A 20,732-nucleotide genomic window follows, 5' to 3' on the forward strand; every position below is an offset into this window, starting at 1 on the left:
CTCGGACCGGAGGCGCGTGGCGGGCCCGCCACGGGCCTCCAGTCCGTCCGTGGGTCGCGTCTACCGCTGCTGGAACGACTCCCAGAGCAGGAACCCGGTGAACAGCACGAACGGCGTGCAGGCGACGACGTTGAGCCAGCGGTGCTCGACGATCACGGCCGCGAACTCCCGCAGGAACGCGCTCGGGACGTAGTACGCGGCCGTGCGCGCGCCGACGACCTGGGCCGGCAGGTCGAGGCGACGGGCCAGGGTCGCGGCCCGCAGCACGTGGTAGTTGTTCGTGACCACGACCATCTGGCCGTCCCGTCCGGCGGCCGTCTGCACGTCCCGCGAGAACCGCAGGTTCTCGCGGGTGTTCCGGGACGCGGTCTCCGGCACCACGTCGTCCGGGTCGGCGCCGTTCGCCACCAGGTACTCGGCCATCGCGGTGCCCTCGGGGCGGGGTTCGTCGTCGCCCTGCCCGCCGGACGGCACGAGGAGCGGCCGGCGTCCGGCGCTCCGTTCGGCCCGGTAGACGCCGAGCGCCCGGTCGAGCCGGCTCTGCAGCAGCGGTGGGACCTCGCCGTGCACGAGCCCGGAGCCGAGGACGACGATCGTGTCGGGGACGATGCCGTGCCGCGTCCGCCCGTAGACCACCGAGTACAGGGCGAAGGCGACCAGCGACAGGGCGAAGTACCCGCAGACGAACACCATCAGGACGGCGACCGCGATCTTCGTGCCGTCCCAGAGCGTGAAGCCCTCACCGCTCCCCGAGACGAGCAGGGCGATGGCGACCGCCGGCAGCACGAACACGGCCACCCCGGCGGCGAGCGACAGCAGGTTGCCGACGCTGCGGCCCTCGGCCCGGAGCATCTGCAGGCCGTTCGCGACCAGGGCGACCCCGAGCACCACCACGGCGAGCGGCACGAGCAACAGCACCACGGCGACGAGCAGGCTGAACCCGGGGACCACCGCGGTCAGCACGGACACGACCGTCGCGAGCCCGAACAGCACGGCCGCGGTCAGGAACACTCCGTTGCGGAGCATCCGCGGGTCCCGGCTTCGTCCCAGCAGGTACAGCACCAGGAACAGCAGGGCGAAGACGGGAGCGGCCCCCAGCCCGAGCGCCGTCACCCGACCGCGCGGCGGATCAGCTCGGCCACCCGTGCCTCGTCGGCCTCGGAGAACTCCGGGCTGATCGCCCACGACGTCGGCCAGAACGTGCCGTCGTCGAGCGCGGCCGAGTCCTGGAACCCGAGCGTCGCGTACCGGGCCTTGAACTTCGCGGCGTCCTGGAAGAAGAACACCGCCTTGCCGTCGCGCGCGTAGGCGGGCATGCCGTACCAGAGCTTCGGCGCGAGTTCGGGTGCGACCTCGAGCGCGATGCGGTGGATGCGCTCGGCCAGTCCCCGGTCCGGCTGGGGCATCTCGGCGATCTTCGCCTCGACCGCAGCGGCGTCGGCTGCGGCCTTCTCGGCCTTGGTGCCCTTCGTGCTGCGGGTGCGCTTGACCTCGGCGGCGTGCTCCTGCATCGCCGCGCGCTCCTCGTCGGTGAAGGTGGTCTCGGTCTTCGTCGTCCGTGCCATCGTCGTCTCCTCGTGGTCTGGTGCACCCATCATGGGTCCGCGAAGCGAAGCACGCGAGGCCGTGGCCGTCTTCGAGTGCCAGGCTCGTTGCATGACCTACATCGCCAGTGACGACCGCTACGACTCGATGACGTACCGCCGGACCGGCCGCTCGGGCCTCGACCTGCCGTTGCTCTCCCTGGGCTACTGGCACAACTTCGGGGACGACATGCCGTTCGAGAACCAGCGCGCCATCAGCCGTCGGGCCTTCGACCTCGGGATCACCCACCACGACCTCGCGAACAACTACGGCCCGCCGTACGGCGCCGCCGAGGTGAACTTCGGCCGCCTGATGCGTGAGGACTTCCGGCCGTACCGTGATGAGATGGTCGTCTCGACGAAGGCGGGCTGGGACATGTGGCCCGGACCGTACGGGCAGGGCGGCGGCTCGCGCAAGTACGTGCTCGCCTCGCTCGACCAGTCCCTGCAGCGCACGGGCCTGGACTACGTCGACGTCTTCTACTCGCACCGCCTCGACGCGTCGACCCCGCTCGAGGAGACGATGGGCGCCCTGCACACCGCGGTCCAGCAGGGCAAGGCGCTGTACGTCGGGATCTCGTCGTACGACGCCGAGCGCAGTCGGCAGGCAGCCGAGATCCTCCGCGACCTCGGCACCCCGCTCCTCATCCACCAGCCCTCGTACTCGATGCTCAACCGTTGGATCGAGACCGAGGGGCTGCTCGACACGGCCGGCGAACTCGGCTTCGGCGTGATCGGCTTCACCGCCCTCGCGCAGGGGCTGCTGACCGGCAAGTACCTGAACGGTGTGCCCGAGGACTCCCGAGCGGCGGCGGGCAAGTCCCTCGACGCGTCGAGCATCACGCCCGAGGTCGTCGAGCACCTCCGCGCCCTGAACGACGTCGCCGCCGCCCGCGGACAGTCCCTCGCGCAGCTCGCGCTCGCCTGGGCACTCCGCGACGAGCGGGTGACCTCGCTCGTGATCGGTGCGTCGCGGGTTTCGCAGCTCGAGGACAACGTCGCCGCGCTGTCGAACACGTCGTTCACCGACGAGGAGCTCCGCGTCATCGACGAGCACTCCGTCGGCATCACCGACGTCGACCTGTGGGCGGGAGCCCGCGCGGGCGAGGTCTCCTGACCCGAGCGCCGCGCCGCAGCAGTTCCTCGGCGGGTCGCATCTCGTTGCTCGGTCAGCTCAGCTGACTGGTCGCGACACGTCGCGGGTCGCCTGCCGACTGGTCGCGAACTGTCGGCTGGCGGCGCCGCAGGCGACGGTCTGCGACCGCGCCGCGGCCGGCCGACGGGGTGTCGTGACCGCTGCGGGGCCCTGGGCGTGCGGCACGGCGGACGGGAGGCGCGGGGCACGCCGCCACGCGCCTCCCGTCCGCCGTCCGGTCGCGTTCCGTCGTGTTCCGGCGTGTGGCCGGCCCGCGCGGCCCGGTCGCGACACGTCGCGGGTCGCCTGCCGACTGGTCGCGAACTGTCGGCTGGCGGCGCCGCAGGCGACGGTCTGCGACCGCGCCGCGGCCGGCCGACGGGGTGTCGTGACCGGCGGGACCAAGCCCGGCCCGAACTCCTCCGGGCCCCGGCGCCCGCTTGGTACGATGGGCGCTGTTCAGAACACGCAGTGTGTATCTACCGGCCGCCGGCTCCCCGGCGGACAACGGCGGCACCCGATGGGTCCGCCCCCGCCGAACCGGGTCGGGCCGAGAAGGCACAACCCCGATGCTCCAGACCCGTTCCACCAGCGACACCGGCACCACTCCGGCCGCAGCCGACGCCTCACTCGTCTCCCTCGCCGGCCGTTGGTACTTCCCCGTGGCCTTCATCGCCCGGCTCCCGTTCGCGATGATGGTCGTCGGCGTCCTGACCCTGGTCGTCGCCAACCGTGACTCCGTCGCCCTCGGTGGCGTCAACTCCGCCGCCGTCGGCATCGGCTCCGCGATCTTCGGCCCGATGGTCGGCGCCGCGGCCGACCGCTTCGGCCAGCGGGCGGTGCTCGTCCCCGTCGGCCTGGTGAACGCGGCGCTGCTCGGGTTCTTCCCGTTCGTCGTCAGCGGCACCGCGCCCGACCTCGCGGTCCTCGCGGTCGCGTTCTGCATCGGTGCGTCGGCCCCGCAGGTCGCCCCGATGTCCCGCACGCGACTCGTCGCGATCATCGGCCAGCGGATGGCCCCGGCACGGCGCGAGAAGACCCTCAGCGGCACCATGGCCTACGAGTCCGCCGCCGACGAGACCGTCTTCATCATCGGGCCCTTCCTGGTCGGCATCCTCGCCAGCGCGATCGCGCCGTGGGTGGCCGTCGCCGGCGCCTCGGTCCTGACGTTCGTGTTCGTCACCGCATTCGCGCTGCACCCGACCGGCAAGCTCGTGGTCGGCCAGCACGCGGAGCTGACGCAGGCACCCGCGCGGCAGCTCCTGCGCCCGCGACTCGTGGTGGTGGTGGTCGGCATCCTCGGCATCGGCCTGTTCTTCGGCTCGACGCTCACCTCGCTCACCGCGTTCATGGAGACCCACGGCGAGGCCTCGCAGGCCGGTCTGCTCTACGGCCTGATGGGCATCGGGTCCGCCGGGTTGGCGCTCGGGTCGGCGGCGTTCCCCCGGGCGTTCGGCCTCGGTTGGCGCTGGCTCGTCTTCGGTGTCGTGCTCCTCGGCGGTGCGATCGCGTTCGCCAGTGCCGACTCCGTCGTCGCCGCGGGCGTCATCCTCGCGATCATGGGCATCGGGATCGGGCCGACCCTGGTCGCCCAGTACAGCCTCGGCTCGGACCGGTCACCCGTCGGCCGCTCCGCCACCACCATGACGATCCTCGGGTCCGCGGTCATCGTCGGCCAGTCGATCGCCTCCGCCATCGCGGGTGACGTCGCCGAGCAGCACGGCACCGCAGCGGCGATGCTGCTGCCGGCGGTCTCCGCCGCCGTCGTCGTGGTCGCCGCGGTCGGCAACCTGCTGCTGCCCCGCCGGGTCGCGACCGCCTGACGGCGAACGTGACCACCTGACGGACGGGAGGCCCGTGGCGACGCCGCCACGGGCCTCCCGTCCGTCAAGTGCCTGCGTCAGGACTCCGTGTCGTCGACGAGCAGGTCCTCGTGCCGGTAGTCGTCGGCTCGCAGGCCGGCGCGGGCGATCATGTGCGTCGAGACCGGCACCAGGAACAGCTGGAACACCATGATCGGCAGGACGACCCAGAACGCCGTCCACGTCCACACCGCGACGACGATCGCGGCCAGCGCGAGGGCGAGCCCGAGTACCTGCGGCTTCGCCATCGCGTGCAGGCGGACGAGCGGGTCCGGGAACCGGACGATGCCGACCCCGGCCCCGAGCGACAGCAGGGACCCGACGAGCAACAGCCCGACGGCGATCCAGGCCCGGATGCCGGCGTCGTCGACGAACGACTCGATCATCTCGATCACGACTGGTCCTCCTCGGCGCGCTCGGGTGTGGTGGCGGTCAGGCCCTCGTCGGACGGGTCCGCCGAGGGGGTGACGGCCCGGGCGACGGCGACGGTGGCGAACACACTCGTCGCCGAGATCACCACGAGCACGGGGATGCCGGTCAGGTCCTGCCGGATGACCATCGCGGCGGCGATCACCACGAGCACGGTGGTCAGCACCATGTCGGAGCCGATCATGCGGTCGAGGATGGTCGGACCGCGCACGATGCGGAACACCGCGAGGGCGAACGTTGCCCCCAGGAGCGCGAGCACCAGCGCGACGGCGACGGCCATCACCACGACGGCGGGGCTCACCGGGTCACCTCCGGCAGCGGCTCGGACAGCTCGGAGACGTCCTGCTTCGACCCGAGTGCACGGATCACCATGGCCTCGATCCGGAGTGCCATCCGGCGTTCGTCGTCGACCTGTTCCAGGCGCTCGGTGTCGAGCACGTGGAGCAGCAGCCGGCGGCGCCGCAGGTCGACGTCGGCGACGTACGACCCGGGCACGAGCGAGACCGCGAGGGTGGCGAGCGTGAAGGTCATCTCGGACGTGGAGTGCAGCTGCACGAGCGTGATCGAGCTGCGCCGCACACCGCGCGGGCGGAACGCGACCCAGGCGACCCGGAACGACGCCACGATGACCAGCCCGGACCACACCACCAGGAACCGCAGCACGTGCACGATCGAGAACCGTGCGGACAACGGGACCGGCGGGAGCGGCAGCGCCTGGGTGACGATGAGCGCCACGACGATGCCGCAGAGCAGCGTCAGCGGGGTCCACGACCCCCAGAGCAGCGCCCACAGCACGGTGAGCCCCGCGACCAGGGGCACGTCGTAGCGCCACGCCAGTGCGATCCGCCTGGCGTTCGAGATGCGGCGGACGTCGGTCATCGCTCACCTCCGAGCACGGCCTGCACGTAGCGGTCGGGTGACTCCAGCGACTCCGCTGCGCGGGTCGCGTAGCCGTAGAGCGGGCCGGCGACGACGGTCAGGGCGACGGACCCGAGCACCGCGACGGTCGTCACACCGACGAGCATGCGCGGCAGGCGCACCTTCTCGGGGGCCTCGCCGACCGCCTCGGTCGCGCCGGTGGTCGGACTGGAGGCGGTGGCCGCGTGCGGTGCGTCGGTGACCGTCACCGAGCCTCCCGGGTGGTACGCCTCGCCCGTCTCCTCGGAGACGGTGAGCGGCGCCGGTTCCGGCGACCGCAGGTGGGCGTGCGGTTCGGCGCTCGTCGCGTGCGGGGCCGCGGCCTCGGCGGCGGGCTTCGGCCGCCAGAAGGCGGCGTCCCAGACCCGCATCAGCGCGTACAGGGTGAGCAGCGAGGTGACGACGCCGGCGCCGATGGTGACGTACGCCATCGGGGACCCGTCCTCGGCGGCGGCGCGGAACAGGCCGAGCTTGCCGATGAAGCCGGAGAACGGCGGGATGCCACCCAGGTTGAACGCGGGGATCAGGTACAGGGCGGCCAGCAGTGGTGCGGCCTTCAGCAGTCCGCCGAGCGACCGGGTCGAGGTCGTCCCGCCGACGCGTTCCATCAGGCCGGACACCAGGAACAGCGTGGTCTGCACGACGATGTGGTGCACCGTGTAGAACACCGCGGCCGCCGTGCCCGCGACGGTGCCGAGGCCGACGCCCATCACCATGAAGCCGATGTGGCTGATGAGCGTGAAGGACAGCAGTCGTTTCACGTCGGTCTGCGACACCGCGCCGAGCACCCCGACCACCATCGTCAGCGCCGCGACCACCAGCAGCACCTCGTTGAGCTGTGGCCGCGGGAAGATCACCGTCTCGAGCCGGATGATCGCGTAGATGCCGACCTTCGTCAGCAGGCCCGCGAAGACCGCCGTGACCGGTGCCGGGGCCGTCGGGTACGAGTCCGGCAGCCAGAACGCCAGCGGGAACACCGCCGCCTTGATGCCGAACCCGATCAGCAGCATCGTGTGCAGGAGCAGCTGCACGTGCTCCGGAAGGTCGGCGACGCGTTCGCTGATCTGGGCGATGTTCACTGTGCCGGTGGCGCCGTAGACCAGGCCGATGGCGGCGAGGAAGATCGCCGACGCGATCAGGCTCGTGACGATGTACGTCGTGCCCGCCCGGACACGCTGTTCACTGCCGCCCAGGGTGATGAGCACGTAGCTCGCCACCAGCAGCATCTCGAACGCGACGTACAGGTTGAACAGGTCGCCGGCGATGAACGAGTCGAGCACACCCGCCGCGAGCACCAGGTAGGTCGGGTAGAAGATCGTGACCGGGGCGTCCTCGTCGTCGGCGGCCAGGCCCTGCCCGATCGAGAACAGCAGGACGAGCAGCAGGACGCTCGCACTGACGGTGAGCAGCAGGGCGCTCAGCCGGTCGACGACGAGCGAGATGCCGTACGGGGCGTCCCAGCCGCCGACCTGCACCACGATCGTGCCGTGCCGGTCGACCAGGACCATGAGCGTGGCGGCGACGGCCAGGGCCACGACGAGCACCACGACGGTGATCGCGCGCTGGAGCTTCTGGTGCCGGAGGAGTCCGAGCGCGACCGCGGCACCGAGCAGCGGGACGAGGACGAGGAGCGGGACGAGCCAGGTCATCGGGTCGCCTCCTGTTCTGCGTCGGTGGTGGTCTCCGGGTCCTCGTCGGCCGGCTCGTCGCGGTCGCGGCCGATGGCGGCGTCGGCCTCGTCGACCTCGACCTCGTCGGCACGGGACAGCTGCCACGACCGGTGGATCAGGGCGAGCAGGAACGCGCTGACGGCGAAGGTGATGACGATCGCGGTCAGGGCGAACGCCTGGGGGAGCGGGTCGGTGATGCCCTCGGCGCTCTTGCCGATCGGCGGGTCGCCCGCGGCACCGGACATCACCAGCAGCAGCAGGTTGAGCGAGTTGCCGAGCAGCAGGAAGCCGAGGAGCATCCGCGTCAGGGAGCGTTCGAGCAGCAGGTAGACGCCGCACGAGAACAGCACCGCCATGGCGATCACGAGGACGAGGGTGACGGTCACGTGGCGCTCCCTTCCGGGGTGGGGGCATCGAGGGTGTCGCCGACCGACTCCTCGGTGGTGTCGCGTGTCGGGGTCGAGGCGTCCTCGAGGCGCTGCCGGTCGACCTCGGCCCCGAGACTGCGGAGGACGTCGAGCACCAGGCCGACGACGACCAGGTACACGCCGATGTCGAAGAACGTGGCGGTGACGAACTCGACGTGGCCGAGGACCGGGACGGTGGCCTCGAAGAACTCGGAGTACAGGGCTTCGCGGCCGAAGAACAGCGGCACGATCGCGGTGATCGCGGCCGTCGCGACCCCCAGGCCGAGCAGGCGACCGGCGCGCACCGGGGCCGCGGCGCCGAGTTCGGCCGGTCCGCCGGCCAGGTAGCGGGCCGCGAGCGCGATGCCGGCGACCAGGCCACCGGCGAACCCGCCACCGGCGGCGTTGTGCCCGGCGAACAGCAGGTAGACCGACAGCACGATCAGGCCGTGGAACAGCAACCGGACGACCACGTCGAGCAGTGCCGAACGCCCGGTCGGGATCGCGGCGCTCGTCGGTAGCCAGGCGCGGGGCTCACCGTCGGTGCGCTCGCCGTTCGCGGTCAGGGTCTCGGGCAGGTCGCGCAGCCGGGGCAGGGTGTCCTCGCGCGAGTTCACGAAGATCAGGCTCGCGACACCGGTGGCCGCGGCGACCACGACGGTGAGCTCACCGAGGGTGTCCCAGCCGCGCAGGTCGACGAGGGCGACGTTCACCACGTTGAGACCGTGCCCGAACGAGCTGGTCAGCGCGGGCAGGTCCGGCCAGAGGGGACGCGCGGTGCGGGCCGAGGCGGCGACGACGACGACGATCGCGAGCGTCAGCCCCGCCAGCCCGGCGAACAGGGCCCGCACGATGCGGAACCGCGACGGGTTCGTCGTCGCGATGCGCGGGGGCAGTCGGCGCAGGACCAGGACGAAGGCGATCAGGGTGACCGTCTCGACCACGAGCTGCGTCAGGGCGAGGTCGACCGCGCCGTGCAGGACGAACAGCACCGACAGGCCGTAGCCCGTGACGCCGACCAGGACGGCGGCGGCGAACCGGGTCTTCGCCGTGAGCACCGCGATGCCGGCGATCGACATCACGATCATCACCGGGATCTGGCCCCACGAGTCGGCGAAGCGGACGTGGAAGTCCCACGGACCACCGAGCACCAGGTTGGCGAGCGCCCCGGCGACGAACACCGACAGGATCACCGTCAGGTAGTAGGGGAGCGAGCCGCGCTGCAGGCTCGCGGTGAGCCCGGTCGCTCCGCGGTCGAGCAGCCGCATCCCGTGCCGGTACGTGCCCGCGGCGCTCGGGAACCCGGCGAGCCGGTGCTGGATCGCCTCGACCGGTCGGCGCAGGGCGAACAGTGCGAGGCCGCCGACCAGGGTGACCGCGGACAGGCCGAGCGCGGGCTCCAGGCCGTGCCAGAGCGCGAGGTGCGGGACCGCTTCGCCGCCGAGCGCCGCGGTCGTCGCAGCGGGCTCGATGCCGTGCGCGACCACCGGGGTGAGCAGGCCGAGGGCGAGGCCGGTGAGCGCGAGGACCGAGGGGACGACGGCGAGGCCGTGCAGGGCGTGCGGCTCGGCGGTCGCGACGCCGGGCTTCCGGGCGAAGGCGCCCCACAGGAAGCGCAGCGAGTACGCCACGGTGAGCACCGAGCCGACGGTCACGCCGATCAGGGCGAACCACGCCCAGCCGGCGTCGGGGCCGTGCAGCGACTCGGTGAAGCCGGTCAGCACGGCTTCCTTCGCGACGAACCCGATCGTGGGCGGGATCCCGGCCATCGACACCAGCGCGAGCACCGCGACGACCGCCAGCCACGGGCGGGCACGGCCGAGCCCGCTGAGCCGACCGAGGTCGCGCGTGCCGGCGACGTGGTCGATCGCACCGACGACCAGGAAGAGCGTGGACTTGAAGGCGGCGTGCGCCACGAGCAGCGCGACCCCGCCGAGGGCGACCGCGGGGGCGCCCCATCCGGCGGCGAGCACCAGGAACCCGAGCTGCGCCACGGTGCCGTAGGCGAGCAGGAGCTTCAGGTCGGTCTGGCGCAGCGCCCGGTACCCACCGACGAGCATCCCGGCGACACCGAGCAGCGTGATGGTCTCGCGCCAGCCGTCGAGCAGCGCGAACGCGGGGGCGAGCCGGGCCACCAGGTAGATGCCGGCCTTCACCATCGCCGCGGCGTGCAGGTACGCGCTGACCGGGGTGGGCGCGGCCATCGCGGCGGGCAGCCAGAAGTGGAACGGCACGATCGCCGACTTCGTCAGTGCTCCGAGCAGCACCAGGACCACCGACACCGAGACGACCGTGCCGCTCGGGGGGTCGGCGACGATCCCGGACAGCGACGTCGTACCCGCTGCGACCGAGAGCATCACGAGACCCGCGAGCATCGCCAGGCCGCCGGCGGTGGTCACCACGAGCGCCTGCATGGCGGCGGCACGGCTGGCGCGCTTCGCGGCGTCGTGCCCGATGAGCAGGTAGGAGAAGACCGTCGTGGCCTCCCACAGGACGAACAGCACGATGACGTCGTCGGCGATCACGAGCCCGTACATCGAGCCGGCGAAGGCGGTCAGGACCCCGGCGAACCGACCGAGCCCGGGTTCGTCCCGCTCGAAGTACGAGGCGCAGTAGACCAGCACCAACGCGCCGACGATCGACACCACGAGGGCGAGGACCCACGACAGGGCGTCCATCCGCAGCGTGACGTCGAGGTCGAGCTGGGGGACCCACTGGTGCCGTTCGACGACGCTGCCGTGCAGGGCGGCGTCGGTCTGGGCGATCGTCAGCACCGCGGCGGCGGCGGGGGCGAGGGCTGCGACGAAGAAGACGCGGCGCCCGAGGACGGGGGTCAGTGCGGGGACGATCAGGGCGACGATCGCGAACGCGACGAGGACGAAGACCATCGGGCACCTCCTCGGGGTCGGGCGGCAGTCCGGCTCACTGGGCTCTCACAGCTTACGAAGCGAGCCATGTGGAGAACCTGTGCGGCCGGACAGCAGTCCGCTCAGGTCCGACCGTGTGCGCGGGCGGGGATCTGGGTCGCGAGCTTGCCGCCGGAGACGTCGAGCAGGGTGCCCGTGATGTACCCCGAGGCGTCGCTCGCCAGGAAGACGAGCAGGTCGGCGACGTCGTCCGGAGTCTCCCACCGGCGGAGTGACAGCGTGTCCAGCAGACGGTCCTGTGCCTCGGTCGGCATCGTCGCGAAGCCGTTCATCGCCGTCGGCACCATGCCGGGTGCGTACGCGTTCACGGTGATCCCCCACGGGCCGAGCTCGGACGCCAGGACCCGGGTGAACGAGACGACCGCGGCCTTCGACGCCGCGTAGGCCGCGCTCCCGACGCTCGGCACGATCGCCGCGAACGACGCGGCGTTGACGATCCGACCGCGCCCGGCCGCCTGCATCACCGGTGCGACGGCCTGGCTCATCAGGAACGTGCCACCGAGGTTGACGTCCATGCAGCGGCGCCAGGCGTCCCACTGCAGTTCGGCGACCGTGCCCGTGACGTTGATGCCGGCGTTGTTCACCAGGACGTCGATCGTGCCGTGCCGCCTGACGACCTCGTCCACGGCGTCGCGCACGGACTGCGGTTCGGCGACGTTGCACACGACGTGCTCGAGCGGGAAGTCCGGTTCGAAGGCCAGGTCGAGTGCGACGACGCGGCACCCTTCGTCGACGAAACGGTCGGCGAGCGTGCGGCCGATCCCGCGCGCTGCGCCGGTCACGACGACCACGCGGTCGGTCAGGTCGAGGTGCATCGTTGCTCCCGTCGTCGGTGCCTTGAATAGGCATACTATTCGAGCATGACGGATCAGCGTGTGCTCTGGGTCACGGGTGGCGGCAGCGGCATGGGGGCCGCGGGTGCCGAGGCGGCGGCACGGGACGGCTGGACCGTGGTGCTGAGCGGGCGTCGCGCGGACCGACTCGAGCAGGTCGCAGGCGCCATCCGGGCAACCGGCGGGACCGCGGACGTCCTGCCCCTCGACGCGAACGACCCCGCAGCCGTGGCCGCCGCACGTGACGTCGTGCTCGAGCGGCACGGCCGGCTCGACGGACTCCTGCTGGCGGCCGGGCTCAACGCCCCGCGACGCCGGTGGGACGACCAGTCGCTGACCGACTTCCGGGCGATCGTGGACACGAACCTCACCGCGGTCGTCACCGTCGTGGACGCCGCGCTGCCGGCACTCCGCTCGTCCGGCGGTGTCGTGGTCGTCGTGTCCTCGTACGCCGGGTGGTCCTTCCAGCCCGGGGCCGGCGTGGCGTACTCGGCGAGCAAGACCGCGCTCGGATCGGTCGTCCGGAGCCTGAACCAGCAGGAGGCCGAGCACGGCGTGCGTGCCACACACCTGTGCCCGGGCGACGTCGCGACGGACTTCCTGGACCAGCGGCCGGAGGTCCCCGACGCGGCCGCCCGCCAGCGCATGCTCCAGCCGGAGGACGTGGGGCGGACCGTCGCCTTCGTGCTCGGGGCGCCGGCTCACGTCCGCGTGGACGAGCTCGTGCTGTCGCCGGTCTCCCAGCGGTGACGAGCACCTTCGATCGGGTCCTCGACCAGGTCGGTGACGCCGTGGTCTCCGGCACCCTGGCCGCGGGGAGCCGCCGGAGCGTCGACGACCTGGTGGCCTGGACGGGTGCCAGTCGCAGCATCGTCCGCGAGGCGGTGCGTGTCCTCGTCGCCCTCGGCCTGCTCACCGCCAGGCGCCGGGTCGGCGTCACCGTCCTCGATGCGGATCGGTGGGACGTCCTGGACCCGCGCGTGGTGCGGTGGCGCCTGCGGGGCCCGGACGGCGACCGGGTCGCGGTCGAACTCCGCGAGCTGCGCGCGGCGGTCGAACCCGCCGCGGCCGCCGCAGCAGCCCGGCGAGCGGCGCTCGACGCGTGTGCTGACCGACGGGAGGTGCTCCGCACCACCGCGGACGAGCTCGCGGCCGCCGCGACCCGCGACGACCGCCCCGACTTCGTGACCGCGGACGTGCGGCTCCACGCGCTCGTGCTCGACCTGTCCGGCAACACGCTGTACCGACGCCTGCACCGGGTCGTGGGCCAGGTCCTGCTGGAACGCGGGAGCATCCGTCCGGACCGGCACGACGTCGGCCTCCACCTCGCGCTCGCCGGTGCCGTGGTGGACGGACGGCCGGACGACGCGGCCGCGGCGATGCGGGCGATCGTCGACCGGACGTGAGCGGCGCGCCGCCGACCTGCGAAGATGGAGGCCGGTGCGCTCCCTCCGGTGCCCGTGGAGGGTGAGTCGTGGACGCAGCACAGGACCTGGTCGTCCAGCTCGTCGGCACCCCGTGGGCCTTCCTCGTGGTCGGCCTGGTGCTCGCCGTCGGCAGCGTGGCGGTCTTCCTCCCCAGCCAGGCACTCGTCGTCGCGATCGGCACGCTCCTGGTCGGTGGCGACGGTGGGCTCGTGCCGGTGCTCTTCCTCGTCGTCGCGGCGTCGATCGGCATGGTCCTCGGCGACCTCGGGCTGTACCACCTGGCGCGCTCCGTCGACCTCGGTTCGCGGTCCTGGTTCGCGCGTCCGAAGGTCCGCGCGGCCCGCGACGCCATCGACGGCCGCTACCGTGCCGCTCCCGGTCGCATCGCGGTGCTCGGACGCTTCATCCCGATGGGCCGGTTGACGACGAACCTGGTCGGCGCGGACAGCGGGCTCGACCTCCGGCGCTTCCTGGTCAGCTGCGTGCTCGCCGACGTCGTGTGGGCCGCGTACTGCGTCGGCATCGCCGCGGCCACGGGGCGCTGGAGCCGCGAGCAGCCCTTCCTCGTCACGACCGTCGCCGTCGTGGCGTCGATCCTGCTCGGCTTCGCGATCTCCGCGATCGAGAAGGCCGTGCGACGGCGCAGTGAGGCCGCCGCCGCAGCCTGAGGAAAGTAGTGTGGGCACCCCGTTCGAAGGAGAACCCGTGCTGCTCGACGACCTCGTGCCGGACCCCGACGCGCTCGACCGCATCGCCACCGGCAGCACCTGGGCCGAGGGCCCCTGCTGGATCCCGACCACGCGGACGCTGCGGTGGTCCGACATCCCCGGCGACCGGATCCTGCAGTGGCACGCCGACTCCGGGGAGACCTCGGTGTACGCCGGCGGTGTCGAGTTCACCAACGGCCGCACGCTCGACCGCGACGGCAGCGTCGTGCAGTGCTCGCACGGCCTGCGCCGGGTGGAGCGTGACCGCGACGGGGTCGTCACACCGATCGTCGACACGTGGAACGGCGTCCGGTTCAACTCCCCGAACGACGTCGTCGTCGCGCGGGACGGCGGTGTCTGGTTCACCGACCCCGCCTACGGCATCACCCAGCCGCGCGAGGGGCACCCCGGCGTCCGCGAGTACGGCGACCACTGGGTGTTCCGGTGCGGACCGGCGGGCGAGGACCTGCGGCCCGTGGCGACCGACCTCGACGAGCCGAACGGCTTGGCGTTCGACCCGGACGAGCGGGTGCTGTACATCGCGAGCTCGTCGGGCGACGAGCCGGTCATCCGCGCGTACGACCGCCGGGGCGACCTGCTGAAGAACGGTCGGGTGTTCGCGCGGCTCGAGCCGGGCGAAGGCGCGCCGGACGGCATCCGGGTCGACGTGCACGGCAACGTCTGGTCGTCGTCCCACCGCGGCGTCGTCGTGTTCGACCCGGCGGGGGCACGCATCGGCGAGGTCGCCGTCCCCGAGGTCACGTCGAACCTGTGCTTCGGTGGCGACGACGGCACGACGCTCTTCCTGACGGCGACGACCTCGGTGTACCGGATCGCCACGACGACGCGGGACGCTGCCGTATCCTGACTCGGCCATGCAGTGCGACTACTTCGACCGCGGGGTGTGCCGGTCGTGCACGCTCATGGGCCAGCCCTACGCTGACCAGGTCCTCGACAAGGAACTCCGGACGCGCGAGCTCCTGCACGACGCCGTCGAGGCCGCCGGGGGTCCCGGTGCGGTCTCCTGGTCACCGGCGATCACGAGCCCGGAGTCGGGGTACCGGAACAAGGCGAAGATGGTCGTCGGCGGGTCCGTCGAGCACCCGACCGTCGGCATCCTCGACCACCGGCAGCGCGGGGTCGACCTGCGGCACTGCGGGATCTGCACCCCCGGCATCCGGCACGCGCTGCCCGTCCTGGCCGGGTTCGTCACCACCGCGGGGCTGATCCCGTACGACGTCGCCGCACGCCGCGGTGAGCTGAAGTACGTCCTGGTCACCGAGTCGCCCGACGGCGAGCTGATGATCCGGTTCGTGCTGCGTTCGGAGGGGCAGCTGCCGCGACTCCGACAGCACCTCGACACCCTGCGCGCCGCGCTGCCGAACGCGGTCGTCGTGACCGCCAACCTGCTGCCCGAGCACAAGGCCGTCACCGAGGGCGACCGCGAGGTCGTGCTGACCGAGCAGGAGACCCTGCCGATGCGCCTCGGCGGGATCACGATGCACCTGCGGCCGCAGAGCTTCTTCCAGACGAACACCGGCGTCGCGACCGAGCTGTACGCGCAGGCCTCGACCTGGATCGACGAACTCGATCCCGCGTCGATGTGGGACCTGTACTGCGGCGTCGGCGGGTTCGCGCTGCACGCCGCTCGTCCCGGCCGCGCGGTGACCGGCATCGAGTCGAGCGCCGAGGCGATCCGCTCGGCGAAGCAGTCGGCGCGTGAGGCCGGGCTCGAGGGCGTCCGGTTCGCCGCCGACGACGCCACGGAGCACGCCCTCCGGACCCGTCCGGATGCGGTGCCCGAACTCGTCGTGGTGAACCCGCCGCGTCGCGGGATCGGCGAGCGGTTGTCGACCTGGCTCGAGGAGTCGGACGTGCAGCACGTCGTCTACTCGAGCTGCAACCCGGTGACCCTGGCGAAGGACCTGGCCCGCATGCCGTCGTTCCGGCTCCGACGGGCCCGGGTGCTCGACATGTTCCCGCAGACCGGCCATCTCGAGGCCGTCACGCTCCTGTCGCGGGCGTGATCCGGGCCTCCCGGTCGTCATTGCCAGGGAATTGCCAAGGTGACGTACCCGGGTACGGGTCGATGACCATGGCCATGGGAATCGAGGCGTACAGGTTTCCGCCAGGGGTACATAGCATGAACGGGTAGAACCGTTTGTCTCAGTTTGATAACGGTGAAGAGTTTCCTATGGTTGCCGACCGAGGTGCCGCCGGCCCGATGACCACTGCCCCCGGTGGCGCACCCCACAACTGACCGCGATCGGTCGGGGTGGGCAGTGGATCCCGCAGCAGATGCGGCTCGTGACCCCGGTGGAGCAATCACATGAAGAAGCTTTCCCGTACCCGCACCATCGTCGGCGGCCTGGCGTTCGCCGGCATCGCCGCGACCGGTGTCGGCCTCGCGGCAACCCCCGCGAACGCAGCGTCCGGTTCGACCTGGGACCAGCTCGCGCAGTGCGAGTCCGGCGGCAACTGGGCCATCAACACCGGCAACGGCTACTACGGCGGCCTGCAGTTCAACCTCGGCACCTGGCAGGCGAACGGTGGCGCTGGCAACCCCGCCTCCGCCAGCCGCGAGGCCCAGATCGCCGTCGCCGAGCGCGTCCTCGCCTCGCAGGGCTGGGGTGCCTGGCCCGCATGCTCCGCCCAGCTCGGACTGAGCGGCACCAGCGGTGCGGCTCCCGCAGCGGCCGCTCCGGCGCCCGCGCCGGCTCCTGCTCCGGCCGAGCAGGCCGCCCCGCAGCCGGCGGCTCCGGCTCCGGCCCCCGCCGAGCAGGCTGCGCCGCAGCAGGCCGCGCCGAGCACCACCGAGTCGACGCCGGCCCCGGCAGCGACCACGCCGAGCAAGCCGGCCCCGGTCAAGACGAGCGGCAAGACGTACACGATCGCCTCGGGTGACACGCTCGACACGATCGCGACGAAGCTCAAGATCGAGGGCGGCTGGAAGCAGCTCTGGGCCGCGAACACGTCGACCATCGACGACGCGAACCTGATCTACTCCGGCCAGGAGCTCCAGCTCCCCGCCTGATCTCTCCGCAGACCGAACACGACGACGCCCCACGACCTCGAGTCGTGGGGCGTCGTCGTGCGCGAGGCGGGGGCTACTGCGGGTTGTCGGTGAGCCAGCCGGCGACGTCGTCGGAGCGGAGCGCCTGGGACAGCGAGGAGACCTCGAGCCCGTTCAGCCTGACGATCGACTGCCCGTCCGGCGAGGTGCCGGAGCCCGCGGTCGGCACCGTGAAGGTCACCAGGTCGTCTGCCCCGACACCTCGGAGCGACCAGCCCAGTCCGACCAGTCGTGAGAACGACAGGCCCGCGTCGACCGACAGGTGCTCGCTCGTCGCGGTGACGAAGTCCTGGATGCGCCCGGGGTTCGTGACGGTGTCGCGGGACAGCAGCCCGTCCACGACGCCGCGCATGAACGCCTGCTGGTTGCGGACGCGGGTGTGGTCGGCGTCGGCGAAGGCGTAGCGCTCCCGGACGAAGGCGAGCGCGGCGGCCCCGTCGAGCCGGTTCGCCCCGGTGGTGAAGTCGTGGCCCCGTGCCGAGAACGCCACGGGTGAGTCGACCGTGACACCGCCGAGGGCATCGGTCATGTCCTCGAACCCGGCGAAGTCGATCTCGGCAACGTGGTCGATCCGGACGTCCAGGAGCTGTTCGACGGTCTGGGTGGTGAGGGCGACCCCGCCCCAGGAGTACGCGGCGTTGATCTTCGCCCGCCCGTGTCCGGGGACCTCGACCCACGAGTCACGCATGATCGACATGAGGTACACGTGCTGTCGATCGGCGGGGACGTGCGCGAGCATCAGCGTGTCCGACCGCCCGCCGAGTTCGGGCCGTGCACCCTCGGGGCCGCCCTGTGCGCGGGCGTCGGACCCGATGAGCAGGATGTTCTCGCCGCCCGTGGCGCTGGGCCGTGCACCGTCGGGGAACGGGTCGGCGATGGTGTCACGACCGGCGTCGAAGCTCCGCGCGAGCCCGCCGACGAAGACACTCGCGACGACGGCGACCACGACGGCGATGCCGACGAGTGAGCCGAGCGTCGCCACCAGGGCGACCAGGAAGGGCCGTCGCCGGCGCGTGCTGCGGATGGCGGTGCGGTGGGCGTGGTCAGCGGCCGCCCGGGCCGCGCGACGTTCGGACATGCGGGGGACTCCTGCGGGTTCGGGTCGGCGAGCAACCGACCCGAGGATCTTATCGCATGTGGTATGTCAAGTACAGCGTTTCAGTCCTGCTGTGGTTTCGCCAGGACCTCGCGAAGCGCGACCCGCAGGGCGGCATCCTCGGGCAGGACCTCGCGCTCGATGTGCCGCGCGGTCTCCCAGGCCGACCGGCCGGCCGGCGTCACGCGGACCACGCGGCGGCGACGGTCCGCGGCGTGCGGGGTGCGCTCGACCAGGCCGTCGCGCTCCATCCGCTCGAGGGTGCGGGACATCGTCTGCGGCTGGACCCGGGCCGTGCGGGCGATGGTGTCGGCGCCGGTCGGGCCGGTCCGGATGAGGATGTCGATCGCGACGACGGCGGCGTGCGAGAGCCCGATGGCCCGGAGTCGTTCGTCCCAGTCCCGCTCGACGGAGCGTGCGGCCGCGGACAGCAGTCGTCCGAGGGGCCACTGCTCGGTCGTGTCCTCCATGTCGTGATTCTACGGTGGGCGGTGCGCGCGATCGTCAAGTAATCAGCATGCTGACGATCGGTGTACGCTCGCCGACGTGTCCCGCTTCCTCCGCATCGTCCTCCCCGCGCTCGTCATCGTGGTCTGGCTCGGCATCGCCTCGGTCGGCGGTCCGTTCTTCGGCAAGATCTCCGAGGTCTCCACCAACGACCAGACCTCGTTCCTGCCCGCCTCCGCCGACGCCACGAAGGTGCAGGAGCGGTCCTCGGAGTTCCGCGACGAGTCCGGGGCACCCGCGATCATCGTCCTCGAGCGTGACGGGGGACTGACCTCGACCGACCTCGCCGACGCGAAGGCGCTCACCGCGACGCTGTCCGACCGCGCGGACGTCGAGGCCGTCAGCCCGGTGATCCCGAGCGAGGACGGCGATGCGGTCGAGATCGTCGCGACGCTCACCCAGGACGCCGAGACCGGCGCCGCGGTCGAAGCCGTCCGGGCCGACGTGGACGATGCGCTGCCGTCCGGTCTGCGCGGGTACGTCACCGGTCCGGCCGGGTTCACCGCCGACCTGACCGAGGCCTTCGCCGGCATCGACGGGCTGCTGCTCGGGGTGGCGCTCGCCGCGGTCTTCGTGATCCTGATCATCGTCTACCGATCCCCCCTGCTCCCGGTCCTGGTGCTCGGGACCGCCACGTTCGCCCTCTGTGCCTCGATCCTCGTGGTCTGGTGGCTCGCCAAGGCCGACATCGTGACGGTCAACGGGCAGGTGCAGGGGATCCTGTCGATCCTGGTGATCGGTGCCGCGACGGACTACGCGCTCCTGTACACCGCGCGCTTCCGTGAGGCCCTGCGTGACCACCGCACCGGCTGGGACGCGACGAAGGCCGCGCTGCGCGGGAGCCTCGAGCCGATCCTGGCCTCGGGCGGCACGGTGATCGTCGGGGTGCTCTGCCTGCTGCTGTCCGACCTCAACTCGAACAAGGCGCTCGGCCCCGTCGCCGCCATCGGCATCGCGTTCAGCCTGCTCGCCGCCCTGACGCTCCTGCCCGCGCTGCTGCTCGCGTTCCGCCGTGCGGCGTTCTGGCCCCTCCGTCCCGTGCACGGCAGCGCCCACCCCGTGCTCACCGGCCCCGACGCCCGAGGTGTCTGGGCACGCGTCGGCCGGCTCGTCGCCCGTCGTTCGCGGGTGGTGTGGATCGTCTGCACGGTCGGACTGCTCGCGATGGGCGCCGGCCTGTTCGGGCTCAAGGCCGACGGTGTGCCGCAGAGCGACCTGATCATCGGGTCGTCCCAGGCACGCGACGGGCAGGACGTGCTGGCCGACCACTTCCCCGGCGGCTCCGGCAGCCCCGCGCAGGTGATCGGCGCCGAGCGGGACCTCGACCAGCTCGTCGATGCGATCACGGCGGTCGACGGGGTCGACGGTGTCGTGGCCGCGGTGAAGGACAGCCCCGCCGGCACCGTCCCGGTGACCGGGGACACCGCAGGCAGCGCCGCGCCGACCGTCTCCCGCGGCGACGTCCTGCTCGAGGCGACCCTGTCGGACGCCGCAGACTCCGACGCCGCCGAGCAGACCGTCCGCGACCTCCGCACCGCCGTCGAACGGGTCGACCCGGGCGCGATCGTCGGTGGCGTCACCGCGACGGCGGTCGACACGAACGACACCGGCATCCGCGACCGCACGCTCATCATCCCCGTGGTGCTCGTCGTGATCCTGCTGATCCTGATGCTCCTGCTCCGCAGTGTCGTCGCACCGCTCGTCCTGATCGGCAGCGTGATCGTCTCGTTCGCGGCGGCCCTCGGTGTCGGTGCCCTCGTCTTCGACCACGTGTTCCACTTCCCGGGCGCCGACCCGAGCGTGCCGCTGTACTCGTTCGTGTTCCTGGTGGCCCTGGGCGTCGACTACAACATCTTCCTCATGACCCGGGTGCGCGAAGAAGCACTGCGCCACGGTCCGCGCGAGGGCGTCCTGCGCGGCCTGGGGGTGACCGGCGGGGTGATCACGTCCGCCGGCGTCGTGCTGGCCGCCACGTTCGCGGCCCTCGGCGTCATCCCGATCCTGTTCCTCGTGCAGATCGCGTTCGTCGTCGCGTTCGGCGTGCTGCTCGACACGATCGTGGTCCGGTCGCTGCTCGTGCCGGCACTGGCGTACGACCTCGGGCACCGGGCCTGGTGGCCCTCGCGCCTCTCGCGCACGCGCCCTGACATGTGACACG

The 20,732-nt window shown here is 72.1% G+C and carries 20 protein-coding genes; 9 read left to right on the forward strand and 11 right to left on the reverse strand.

The genetic code is table 11. From position 1 onward, the window contains the following. Nucleotides 1-60 precede the first annotated feature (60 nt). Together MXD64_RS01500 and MXD64_RS01505 are read right to left on the reverse strand one after the other, a co-directional pair. Nucleotides 61-1,113, reverse strand: a complete 1,053-nt coding sequence (locus MXD64_RS01500; RefSeq protein WP_071251756.1) for a YdcF family protein — start codon at nucleotides 1,111-1,113, stop codon at nucleotides 61-63. After that, the gene (locus MXD64_RS01505; RefSeq protein WP_175470765.1) at nucleotides 1,110-1,565 is read right to left on the reverse strand and encodes an iron chaperone; all 456 of its coding nucleotides are present in this window, start codon (nucleotides 1,563-1,565) and stop codon (nucleotides 1,110-1,112) included. Before MXD64_RS01505 ends, MXD64_RS01500 begins: the two co-directional genes overlap by 4 nt. Before the next feature lie 91 nt (nucleotides 1,566-1,656). Here MXD64_RS01505 and mgrA point away from each other — a divergent pair, with 91 nt between their 5' ends. Together mgrA and MXD64_RS01515 are read left to right on the forward strand one after the other, a co-directional pair. Beyond that, nucleotides 1,657-2,700: an L-glyceraldehyde 3-phosphate reductase gene (mgrA, locus tag MXD64_RS01510; RefSeq protein WP_017887559.1), complete on the forward strand. Its 1,044-nt coding sequence runs from the start codon at nucleotides 1,657-1,659 to the stop codon at nucleotides 2,698-2,700. Between the two features lie 587 nt (nucleotides 2,701-3,287). Beyond that, nucleotides 3,288-4,541, forward strand: a complete 1,254-nt coding sequence (locus MXD64_RS01515; RefSeq protein ID WP_263137032.1) for an MFS transporter — start codon at nucleotides 3,288-3,290, stop codon at nucleotides 4,539-4,541. Nucleotides 4,542-4,618: 77 nt separating this feature from the next. Here the strand turns inward: MXD64_RS01515 and mnhG are convergent, their stop codons facing one another. The 7 genes from mnhG to MXD64_RS01550 all read right to left on the reverse strand — a co-directional run bounded on the left by mnhG (nucleotide 4,619) and on the right by MXD64_RS01550 (nucleotide 11,746). Beyond that, nucleotides 4,619-4,966, reverse strand: coding sequence for a monovalent cation/H(+) antiporter subunit G (gene mnhG / locus MXD64_RS01520; RefSeq protein WP_042539882.1), 348 nt, complete (start codon nucleotides 4,964-4,966; stop codon nucleotides 4,619-4,621). A 5-nt stretch (nucleotides 4,967-4,971) separates the two neighbouring features. Further along, nucleotides 4,972-5,310, reverse strand: coding sequence for a hypothetical protein (locus MXD64_RS01525; RefSeq protein ID WP_056073236.1), 339 nt, complete (start codon nucleotides 5,308-5,310; stop codon nucleotides 4,972-4,974). Beyond that, entirely contained in the window at nucleotides 5,307-5,888 is a 582-nt protein-coding gene (locus tag MXD64_RS01530; protein ID WP_017887555.1) for a Na+/H+ antiporter subunit E, read from the reverse strand. The genes MXD64_RS01525 and MXD64_RS01530 overlap by 4 nt, the downstream gene beginning before the upstream one ends. Continuing rightward, complete coding sequence (locus tag MXD64_RS01535; protein ID WP_017887554.1) at nucleotides 5,885-7,576, reverse strand: Na+/H+ antiporter subunit D; 1,692 nt, start codon at nucleotides 7,574-7,576, stop codon at nucleotides 5,885-5,887. The genes MXD64_RS01530 and MXD64_RS01535 overlap by 4 nt, the downstream gene beginning before the upstream one ends. Then, nucleotides 7,573-7,983 (reverse strand): Na(+)/H(+) antiporter subunit C, encoded by a 411-nt coding sequence (locus MXD64_RS01540; protein WP_017887553.1) that lies wholly within the window; start codon nucleotides 7,981-7,983, stop codon nucleotides 7,573-7,575. The genes MXD64_RS01535 and MXD64_RS01540 overlap by 4 nt, the downstream gene beginning before the upstream one ends. After that, the gene (locus MXD64_RS01545; RefSeq protein WP_263137034.1) at nucleotides 7,980-10,892 is read right to left on the reverse strand and encodes a Na+/H+ antiporter subunit A; all 2,913 of its coding nucleotides are present in this window, start codon (nucleotides 10,890-10,892) and stop codon (nucleotides 7,980-7,982) included. The genes MXD64_RS01540 and MXD64_RS01545 overlap by 4 nt, the downstream gene beginning before the upstream one ends. A 101-nt stretch (nucleotides 10,893-10,993) precedes the next feature. After that, nucleotides 10,994-11,746: an SDR family NAD(P)-dependent oxidoreductase gene (locus MXD64_RS01550; protein WP_071251760.1), complete on the reverse strand. Its 753-nt coding sequence runs from the start codon at nucleotides 11,744-11,746 to the stop codon at nucleotides 10,994-10,996. A 45-nt stretch (nucleotides 11,747-11,791) separates the two neighbouring features. Here MXD64_RS01550 and MXD64_RS01555 point away from each other — a divergent pair, with 45 nt between their 5' ends. From MXD64_RS01555 to MXD64_RS01580, 6 genes are all read left to right on the forward strand, one after another. Next, nucleotides 11,792-12,514 carry an SDR family oxidoreductase gene (locus MXD64_RS01555; RefSeq protein ID WP_056073227.1) on the forward strand — a complete coding sequence of 241 codons (723 nt, stop codon included), beginning with the start codon at nucleotides 11,792-11,794 and terminating at the stop codon, nucleotides 12,512-12,514. Continuing rightward, nucleotides 12,511-13,170 carry a FadR/GntR family transcriptional regulator gene (locus tag MXD64_RS01560; protein ID WP_263137036.1) on the forward strand — a complete coding sequence of 220 codons (660 nt, stop codon included), beginning with the start codon at nucleotides 12,511-12,513 and terminating at the stop codon, nucleotides 13,168-13,170. Before MXD64_RS01555 ends, MXD64_RS01560 begins: the two co-directional genes overlap by 4 nt. Nucleotides 13,171-13,238: 68 nt before the next feature. After that, on the forward strand, nucleotides 13,239-13,859 hold the full coding sequence (locus MXD64_RS01565; protein WP_042539863.1) for a DedA family protein: 621 nt from the start codon (nucleotides 13,239-13,241) through the stop codon (nucleotides 13,857-13,859). Between the two features lie 10 nt (nucleotides 13,860-13,869). Continuing rightward, nucleotides 13,870-14,766 (forward strand): SMP-30/gluconolactonase/LRE family protein, encoded by an 897-nt coding sequence (locus tag MXD64_RS01570; protein ID WP_263137039.1) that lies wholly within the window; start codon nucleotides 13,870-13,872, stop codon nucleotides 14,764-14,766. A 7-nt stretch (nucleotides 14,767-14,773) separates the two neighbouring features. Beyond that, the gene (gene rlmC, locus MXD64_RS01575) at nucleotides 14,774-15,925 is read left to right on the forward strand and encodes a 23S rRNA (uracil(747)-C(5))-methyltransferase RlmC (RefSeq protein ID WP_017887546.1); all 1,152 of its coding nucleotides are present in this window, start codon (nucleotides 14,774-14,776) and stop codon (nucleotides 15,923-15,925) included. Between the two features lie 302 nt (nucleotides 15,926-16,227). Next, nucleotides 16,228-16,932, forward strand: a complete 705-nt coding sequence (locus tag MXD64_RS01580; protein WP_017887545.1) for a LysM peptidoglycan-binding domain-containing protein — start codon at nucleotides 16,228-16,230, stop codon at nucleotides 16,930-16,932. Between the two features lie 73 nt (nucleotides 16,933-17,005). Here the strand turns inward: MXD64_RS01580 and MXD64_RS01585 are convergent, their stop codons facing one another. Together MXD64_RS01585 and MXD64_RS01590 are read right to left on the reverse strand one after the other, a co-directional pair. Continuing rightward, a complete protein-coding gene (locus MXD64_RS01585; RefSeq protein WP_262160691.1) occupies nucleotides 17,006-18,049 on the reverse strand; it encodes an LCP family protein in 1,044 nt (347 codons plus the stop codon). A gap of 80 nt (nucleotides 18,050-18,129) precedes the next feature. Then, on the reverse strand, nucleotides 18,130-18,537 hold the full coding sequence (locus MXD64_RS01590; protein WP_017887543.1) for a MarR family winged helix-turn-helix transcriptional regulator: 408 nt from the start codon (nucleotides 18,535-18,537) through the stop codon (nucleotides 18,130-18,132). A 76-nt stretch (nucleotides 18,538-18,613) separates the two neighbouring features. Between MXD64_RS01590 and MXD64_RS01595 the strand changes: the two genes are divergently transcribed. Next, complete coding sequence (locus tag MXD64_RS01595; RefSeq protein ID WP_263137043.1) at nucleotides 18,614-20,728, forward strand: MMPL family transporter; 2,115 nt, start codon at nucleotides 18,614-18,616, stop codon at nucleotides 20,726-20,728. Nucleotides 20,729-20,732 lie beyond the last annotated feature (4 nt).

This window comes from Curtobacterium sp. Arg-1 (assembly GCF_025643395.1).
GTDB lineage: Bacteria > Actinomycetota > Actinomycetes > Actinomycetales > Microbacteriaceae > Curtobacterium > Curtobacterium poinsettiae.

What these genes read in the sequence shown, in the direction of transcription:
- MXD64_RS01505 (WP_175470765.1), bottom strand. Translation starts at nt 1,565, where the DNA reads ATGGCACGGACGACGAAGACCGAGACCACCTTCACCGACGAGGAGCGC.
- mgrA (WP_017887559.1), top strand. Translation starts at nt 1,657, where the DNA reads ATGACCTACATCGCCAGTGACGACCGCTACGACTCGATGACGTACCGC.
- MXD64_RS01515 (WP_263137032.1), top strand. Translation starts at nt 3,288, where the DNA reads ATGCTCCAGACCCGTTCCACCAGCGACACCGGCACCACTCCGGCCGCA.
- mnhG (WP_042539882.1), bottom strand. Translation starts at nt 4,966, where the DNA reads ATGATCGAGTCGTTCGTCGACGACGCCGGCATCCGGGCCTGGATCGCC.
- MXD64_RS01530 (WP_017887555.1), bottom strand. Translation starts at nt 5,888, where the DNA reads ATGACCGACGTCCGCCGCATCTCGAACGCCAGGCGGATCGCACTGGCG.
- MXD64_RS01535 (WP_017887554.1), bottom strand. Translation starts at nt 7,576, where the DNA reads ATGACCTGGCTCGTCCCGCTCCTCGTCCTCGTCCCGCTGCTCGGTGCC.
- MXD64_RS01545 (WP_263137034.1), bottom strand. Translation starts at nt 10,892, where the DNA reads ATGGTCTTCGTCCTCGTCGCGTTCGCGATCGTCGCCCTGATCGTCCCC.
- MXD64_RS01550 (WP_071251760.1), bottom strand. Translation starts at nt 11,746, where the DNA reads ATGCACCTCGACCTGACCGACCGCGTGGTCGTCGTGACCGGCGCAGCG.
- MXD64_RS01555 (WP_056073227.1), top strand. Translation starts at nt 11,792, where the DNA reads ATGACGGATCAGCGTGTGCTCTGGGTCACGGGTGGCGGCAGCGGCATG.
- rlmC (WP_017887546.1), top strand. Translation starts at nt 14,774, where the DNA reads ATGCAGTGCGACTACTTCGACCGCGGGGTGTGCCGGTCGTGCACGCTC.
- MXD64_RS01580 (WP_017887545.1), top strand. Translation starts at nt 16,228, where the DNA reads ATGAAGAAGCTTTCCCGTACCCGCACCATCGTCGGCGGCCTGGCGTTC.
- MXD64_RS01585 (WP_262160691.1), bottom strand. Translation starts at nt 18,049, where the DNA reads ATGTCCGAACGTCGCGCGGCCCGGGCGGCCGCTGACCACGCCCACCGC.
- MXD64_RS01590 (WP_017887543.1), bottom strand. Translation starts at nt 18,537, where the DNA reads ATGGAGGACACGACCGAGCAGTGGCCCCTCGGACGACTGCTGTCCGCG.